Annotated in this window: 4 protein-coding genes and 2 pseudogenes; all 6 read right to left on the reverse strand. The window is 42.9% G+C overall.

The window, feature by feature from the left end; all coding sequences use genetic code 11:
• Window positions 1–103 precede the first annotated feature (103 nt).
• On the reverse strand, window positions 104–1,237 hold the full coding sequence (locus BFU02S_RS14050; protein ID WP_066371872.1) for an HAD family hydrolase: 1,134 nt from the start codon (window positions 1,235–1,237) through the stop codon (window positions 104–106).
• A 551-nt stretch (window positions 1,238–1,788) separates the two neighbouring features.
• A pseudogene (locus BFU02S_RS14055) lies at window positions 1,789–2,894 on the reverse strand (IS3 family transposase).
• A gap of 160 nt (window positions 2,895–3,054) precedes the next feature.
• Window positions 3,055–3,351 (reverse strand): hypothetical protein, encoded by a 297-nt coding sequence (locus BFU02S_RS14065; protein WP_235842078.1) that lies wholly within the window; start codon window positions 3,349–3,351, stop codon window positions 3,055–3,057.
• Window positions 3,348–5,789: pseudogene (locus BFU02S_RS14070) on the reverse strand (DEAD/DEAH box helicase family protein). The gene BFU02S_RS14065 and the pseudogene BFU02S_RS14070 overlap by 4 nt, the downstream one beginning before the upstream one ends.
• The gene (locus tag BFU02S_RS14075; RefSeq protein WP_066371874.1) at window positions 5,782–6,108 is read right to left on the reverse strand and encodes a nucleoside triphosphate pyrophosphohydrolase; all 327 of its coding nucleotides are present in this window, start codon (window positions 6,106–6,108) and stop codon (window positions 5,782–5,784) included. The pseudogene BFU02S_RS14070 and the gene BFU02S_RS14075 overlap by 8 nt, the downstream one beginning before the upstream one ends.
• An 84-nt stretch (window positions 6,109–6,192) precedes the next feature.
• Window positions 6,193–6,571: DnaD domain-containing protein (locus tag BFU02S_RS14080; protein ID WP_157075951.1), on the reverse strand; the 379-nt coding region annotated here is incomplete at its 5' end.

Raw genomic sequence — 6,571 nt, forward strand, 5'->3', positions numbered from 1 at the left:
CCCCTTTTTTGTGGCATTTATGTTTTTGAAACCTGCGGGCAATAATCACTGGCTTTCTTTTTTCCATTCGAATAAAGAAACATGGGTTCCTTGACCCCTTCCACTATCTTTCCAATATCCCCCTCAAATCAAGCACAGAATTTAATATATAATCCGCCTCGTGCTGTTCAAACTCACTTCTTGCATCTTTCCCTGTCAGTCCAGTTAATACGGCGGCAAACTGACAGCCCAGTTTTCTGGATGCCAATAGGTCAGCTAGTGAATCCCCTACAATTAAAATTGAATCTCCATTTTCAAGTGGCAGTTTTGTATTTAAACAGTCCGTAACAGAGGCTGCTTTTCCTTTATAGGCCATGATGTATGGGAATGGATGCGGCTTCGATAACGGACGACTGTCCGGATATTTCTGTTCGGCCTGCATGACCTCATCCTCTGTAACAATTTTATTTACATCAAAATACTCAAGCCAGCCCAAATGGTGAAAAGGCTGAATCGTCTCAAGCGCCGGCCGCCCTGTACCTACACCAATTTCGTATCCAGAGTGGCGCAAGTCCTTAAACAATTGGGCGATTTTTTCCTTCGGGGCTAATGTCATTTCCTTCGCTAGGTAACCTTCCTTCCCTAACTGCACGGATGGCTGCCCAGTTGACGCCAAAATATGTTCATCCCCAACATACCACTCCTGTGAAACATGCTCACAAATCGACCACAACTCGCCTCTAACACCGAAAATGTCCGTTTTTACTCCAAGCTTCTCGAGAACCAATTCATTTAGACACCCTAGCAGCTCCTGTTTCATCGCCTGCGAACGCTCGAAATCCTTTACAAATAAGCGAAAATCGATCTTACTATCGTAACGGCGGAGTATCTCACCAATCTCCTGCAATGTTTCACGGTTTAATGGTGCCTGACACCATTTGGTGATATTTTGAATCTCATATCCTTTAATCTGTGAAAGCAGATGGATCAGTTGATGACTAAAGACAAGATAGATCATATCCCAGTTAGCGTTAAGGCCACGCGCTTTCATAAACTTCAAGGCCTTATCGTGATCAAAGACGAGGTCCCGGATTTCTTTTATTTCTATTTCACTGTAATCGATTTTAAATTTTTCTGGTGCCAGCCCCAAGTAATTACGGCTGTACAACATCTCCCACACGGTCAGAGCGGATGCATCAAAATAATGTTCCTCACTTAATAACACTCCATCCACATCAAATAAAATCGTTTTAATCATCTGCCAACCCCCATTTCAAATTCACTTTTACACAATATCGTATCACAGCAGTTCACAAGTATAAAAGGAAAATAAAAAATAAACTTATTAATCGTGGCAATCATCAATCTCAACCGATTTGTCGTCATGCCCCATTAAGTTCCTTAAGGCTTTATAACCTATAAAATTTAACTAGTATGCTTTACATACTAGTTGTGGTATGCTACATTCTATTTAACTAATATGTATTACAAAATAGTGACGTGGGTAAATGGTAAACGTCAAATAGTCCCCACCTATTAGAAGGCCGGGACTTGAATCTAAGTCAAATTTTTGGACACATTAAAGTTAATTTTTATTAAAGTGCCTGCCCCTAAAAGAGTGGGAAGGCGATGACGCTTGACATGGATCCTCCGCGGGCATGATTCTCCCACCGAGAAGCCAGATGTCAAAACATCTTCATCGCCAAAAGAGGCTATCATGCCCGCCACTCCATGTAAAGCTGGTGCACAACCTCAAGATAGAGATTAGGCGATACGCCGAATGTTGTCCCCTACCTCTTGTGGTGTTTTTTAGCCAATGCTGCTATGAATACTTTTGAGGTTGTACCATCCTTCAATGTATTGAAATAATGCTAATTTAGCTGATTGGTAATCGATGTATTTGACGTTATGGATTTCTTCTTTCTTCAAAATGGCATGGAAAGATTCAATGCACGCGTTATCATATGGGCAACCTTTGCGGCTGAAAGACTGTTTCATATTTTTTGACTGAACATATTTGGTAAACTCTTCGCTCGTATATTGAGATCCTAGGTCGGTATGAATAACTAGCCCTTTTTCTGGAGCCTGGGTGTTATACGCGTTTGCTAACGCTTTAATCACTAAATCTGTTGTCATCGTCCGTGAAAAGGAATAACTAATAATCTTCTTAGAATGCAAGTCCAGTACAGAAGCTAAATAGCACCAACCGTTTTTAACAGTGTGGATATAAGTAATATCTGCCACCCATTTTTCATTGATAGAATTTGTTGAAAAATCTTGATCTAATAGATTTTCTCGTTCTTCAACCTTTTGTTTACTCGAATATGGACGGTATTTTTTTGAAACGATTGAACGAATTCCAGCTTTTTTCATTAAGCGCTGGACTCTTTTCAGGCTCACCAAATAGCCATCTTTTTGAAGGGTGATATGGATTTTAGGAGCACCATAGCGCTGTTTACTTTCTGTGTGGATTTCCATAATTTTTGCGGTTAATTCCTTATTTTCTTTGTCACGATTAGACTCGGCATGTTGAAGTGATTCATAATACATACTTCTAGGTATTTCTAGGTATTTCTAATACTTTGCAAAGTGTTTTGATGGAATACTGGTCTTTATGTTGATCAATCACAGAAACGAGCTCTGCTTGACTTAACTTCTCGCGAATATAGTCATAGCCTTTTTTAAGATTTCGTTTTCCTCCTGAAGTCGGCGAATTTGTTTTTGCAGCTTGGCAAAATCATCAGGAGTGACAGATGTGTCAACTTCCAAACTGACTGGGGAATATTTTTTAATCATTTGTAGATCGTTACATCTGATATGCCATATTCGCCACTTAAATCTTTCACGGAGCTGCCATTGTTAAAAAGATCAACAACCATTTTTTTGAAATCTTCATTAAATTTTTTGCCAGTAATTTGGTTACCCATAAGGACACATCCTTTCATTTTCATTATGGTCAGTTTTGGAAAATTTAACTTAGATGTGTCCATGGATTTATACTAGCATGATAATTAAATTACTAAATTATAAATAACCGACGAACAGTGCCAGTAGCACCGCTCGGGTTTGTCTTATTCATCCCCAAAAAAACTCATACGTCGCCACCATCTTCCGAAACGATCCTTCGTCTTTTATTGGAAGCAGTGTTTTTTCTGATGTGTACGTATGATAACACTCGTAATGGATGACCGTGTTGATCATATCGAGAACGACTTTGTCTTGCCGCTTTATTATCATTGAGCAGAGTGGACAGCGCAATTTTCCATAAATTGTAGACATTTGATCCCCATCCCCTTTACATGAGATTTGCGAATCCCTCTTGCCGAACAAAGAGAGGTTCGGAAAGAAGGATGCACTGTTCATATTTTTCACCGCTTCCCTCCACTTCTCCTCTCAAAATACACATGCAACCTATATTCACAAATCTCCTGCGTCCATTGGTACAAAGTTGCTTCGTTCGCTGGTGCAATGGAGAAGTTCAACGAGAAGACGTTATTTTCAAACGAGACGAGTCCGTTTGAGCTGCCGCTCCATTTGGTCATCGGCATTTTGGCGATGAGTTTCGCCACTTTTTGTTCGTCGTATTGCCATAATCGCTTCGTTTCCCCGTCGGAGAAGTCGATGCGTTTTCGGTATTCTTTCTCCATAAAGTATTGATGGAAAAATGGCGCGACTTCGTTCGGCGTCATTGGCAAGTGCCAGCGCGACGGTCCGCGGTTGAGCATCGCCTGCAAGACAACCATTTTATAGCTTTTTGTCATCGTCGTTCGTTCGACTTCGACAAGCCATGATTCGTACTTTAAAAACACTTCTTTTTCCCGCTCCGACAATTCATCCACCCAATAAAGAAATCCAACGTACGATTTAAACTCGTCTCTGTATTCTTTTGCTTCGCTTCGCCCGTGCAAATGCAGCTCTAAATACGTCGGGCGGCGGCCGAGTTCTTGCTTCAGTTCTTGGTAATCGTGCAATAGTTTTTCGCGGCGCGGCTGACGCTTCCGCCTCATTTCTTCCAACAAGTCAATAACGCGCACGTCCAAGTCTAGTTCGCATAGCTCTGGAACAGTCGGAAGCAGCTTTTCTCTTTTCTTGTTTGTTTCCCCGCGCTTCGTGTCAAAAAGCGAAAGTTTCACATCCGCGTTGCGATAGTTCCCGATTAAGTCAATAATGACACAATATTGTTTCGCTGGATGAAGGCGCAAGCCGCGCCCGACTTGTTGCGTAAATACAGTGAGTGATTCTGTCGGACGGACGAATAATAGCGTATCGACCGCTGGAATATCGACACCTTCGTTAAATAAATCAACCGTAAAAATCGCATCTAATTCGCCTTTTTCGAGCATCGAAATCGCTTTCGAGCGCGTGATATGTACTTGCTTGGAATGCAAGCTAACCGTACGGTAGCCGTGTTCGTTGAAATAATTTGCTAAAAAATCTGCTTGGCGAATCGACGAACAAAACACGAGCGTTTTCGTTTACTTATGTTTCTCCCAAGCCCGCAAAATATTTTCCGCCATTTCTGTCCGCAATTGAGCTTGCAATAATTGTGTTTCGTCATAGCGGTTGCCGCGCCATGCGATTTTCGTATAGTCGGTATCGTCATACACGCCGTAATAACGGAACGGCGCAAGCCACCCGCGCTGCACTGCTTCGATAAAATCGATGCGGTACGCCACATTCCCGTCGCAAATAGCGTATACGTCTTTATAGTCATTACGGTCAGGCGTAGCCGTAATGCCAAGTAAAAACTTCGGCTGGAAATAAGCAAGCACCCGGTTATATGACTTAGCTGCCGCATGGTGAAATTCATCGATAACGATCAGATCAAACGCATCTTTCGCGAATATTTCGAGATGTTTTTTCATGCTTAACGTAAAAATCGACGCAAAGACGACATCGGCTTGTCCTTCTTATGCTTTGCCGTCATAAATCCCAAACGTCTTATCGGAAAGCACCTGCGCAAACGACTGCTTCGCTTGATGCAAAATTTCTTCGCGATGGACGATAAATAGCACTCTTTTAAACTTTCGGGCAAAAAAGGCAGCTAAATACGTTTTTCCGAGCCCTGTCGCCATGACAACCATGGCGCGTTTGTATCCTCCTTCGGCATATGTCGCTTCCAGTTGCGCGAGCGCTTCCACTTGCGCAAAACGCGGCTGAATCGCTCCATATGAAACGGTTAGATCATAAACAACTTCCGCTTCTTCTTTCGTTGATGGCCGTTCAGCTGGAAGCATCAGTTCCACTTCTTCCAACTGCGCCCACTGTCGCACTAAATTCGAATGGCGTTGATGATAATCGGCATATTGCTTTTCATAGTCTTTTAATGTTTCCTCGTGTACTTGTACCGTTTGCTCGGCGTAAAAAAGCGATAAAAACTCGCTCATCACTTCGGCAAAGACGGTTTCTTCGACGCATTTGTGCAGCCCGATGTTCCACTACACACCGCTCGTTAATGCCGAGCGAGATAAGTTGGATGAGCCGGTAATAAAATAGCCATCGTTTTTATCTTCAAACAAATACGCTTTCGGATGAAAAGAAACGCCGTTGCTTTTCCATAAGCGGACTTCGATATTCGGATGGATCCCTACTAACTCCCGCAACGCGTCCGGCTGTGTGACATACAAATAATCGCCAGCGCAAATTTTAATATCGGCTCCCCGCTCAGCTGCTTGCTTTAACGGTTCTTTGATAGCTTCCACGCCCGACTTCATCACAAACGACGTCAATATATAAATCGAGGAGGATGTTTCGATATGTTCTTTTAGTTTTTCGATCAGATGACTTTTAACAAACTCGACTTTACTCATCGTGTACCTCGATCAAAAAGATCTTTTCTTGAAAACCTCCTCGCTTTTCCGCTTTTTCCGCGCGAACCGCCTCGACTTGCTCAATCGTTGCCCCATGGCATTCGGCAAGCGCATGGATAATCTCCAACAAATCCGCCAACTCTTCTACTGCTGTCACATCGTCTTTCGCGTTCATATATTCTTCCAGCTCTTCAAACGATTTTTTTCGTAACTCCTGGCGGTATTCTTCGCCGCTTAATGTTCGCATCGCAAACGTCTTCCCTCCCGCTTCAATGATTTGTGGAATTTTGTCGCGGACAAGCTTGTTGTAAACTGGCATCGTATTCTCTCCTCTTCTTTTCATCTCTTCCTGTTTTACAATATTCCCCTCTCCTTTGGAACAAAAAAGCTGCGCTTAAAGTGGTTATTTGTATCGCTTCAACCGCTCTTTGAGCGCCTCGACATCGACTGGCGTCTCAGGCGGGGCAGGTGCTTCCCATTGCTTTTTGTATTCTTCCAACCAATCCGGCACACACTCTTTCCGAATCGGCGCAGCGCTCGCCATCGAGTAAACCTTCTTTCGCATCCTTGCCTGCTCGATGTCGTGAACCGTTTTATAATGCTTGTTTTGCCAATCTGTCAGCACAGCCTCAACATATTTCCATGACGTACTCCCATATTCGAGCGCGGTTTTCAGCGCTTCAAGCACAATCGAGGCACCCATTTTCTCGATCCAGCTGTTCATTCGCTGCTTCACCTGTTCATTATAAGGGTAAAAATGATGTTGACGATAAAAGGGGCTG

The sequence above is a fragment of the Neobacillus fumarioli NBRC 102428 genome, from assembly GCF_001591485.1.
In the GTDB taxonomy this organism is placed as follows: domain Bacteria; phylum Bacillota; class Bacilli; order Bacillales; family Cytobacillaceae; genus Neobacillus; species Neobacillus fumarioli.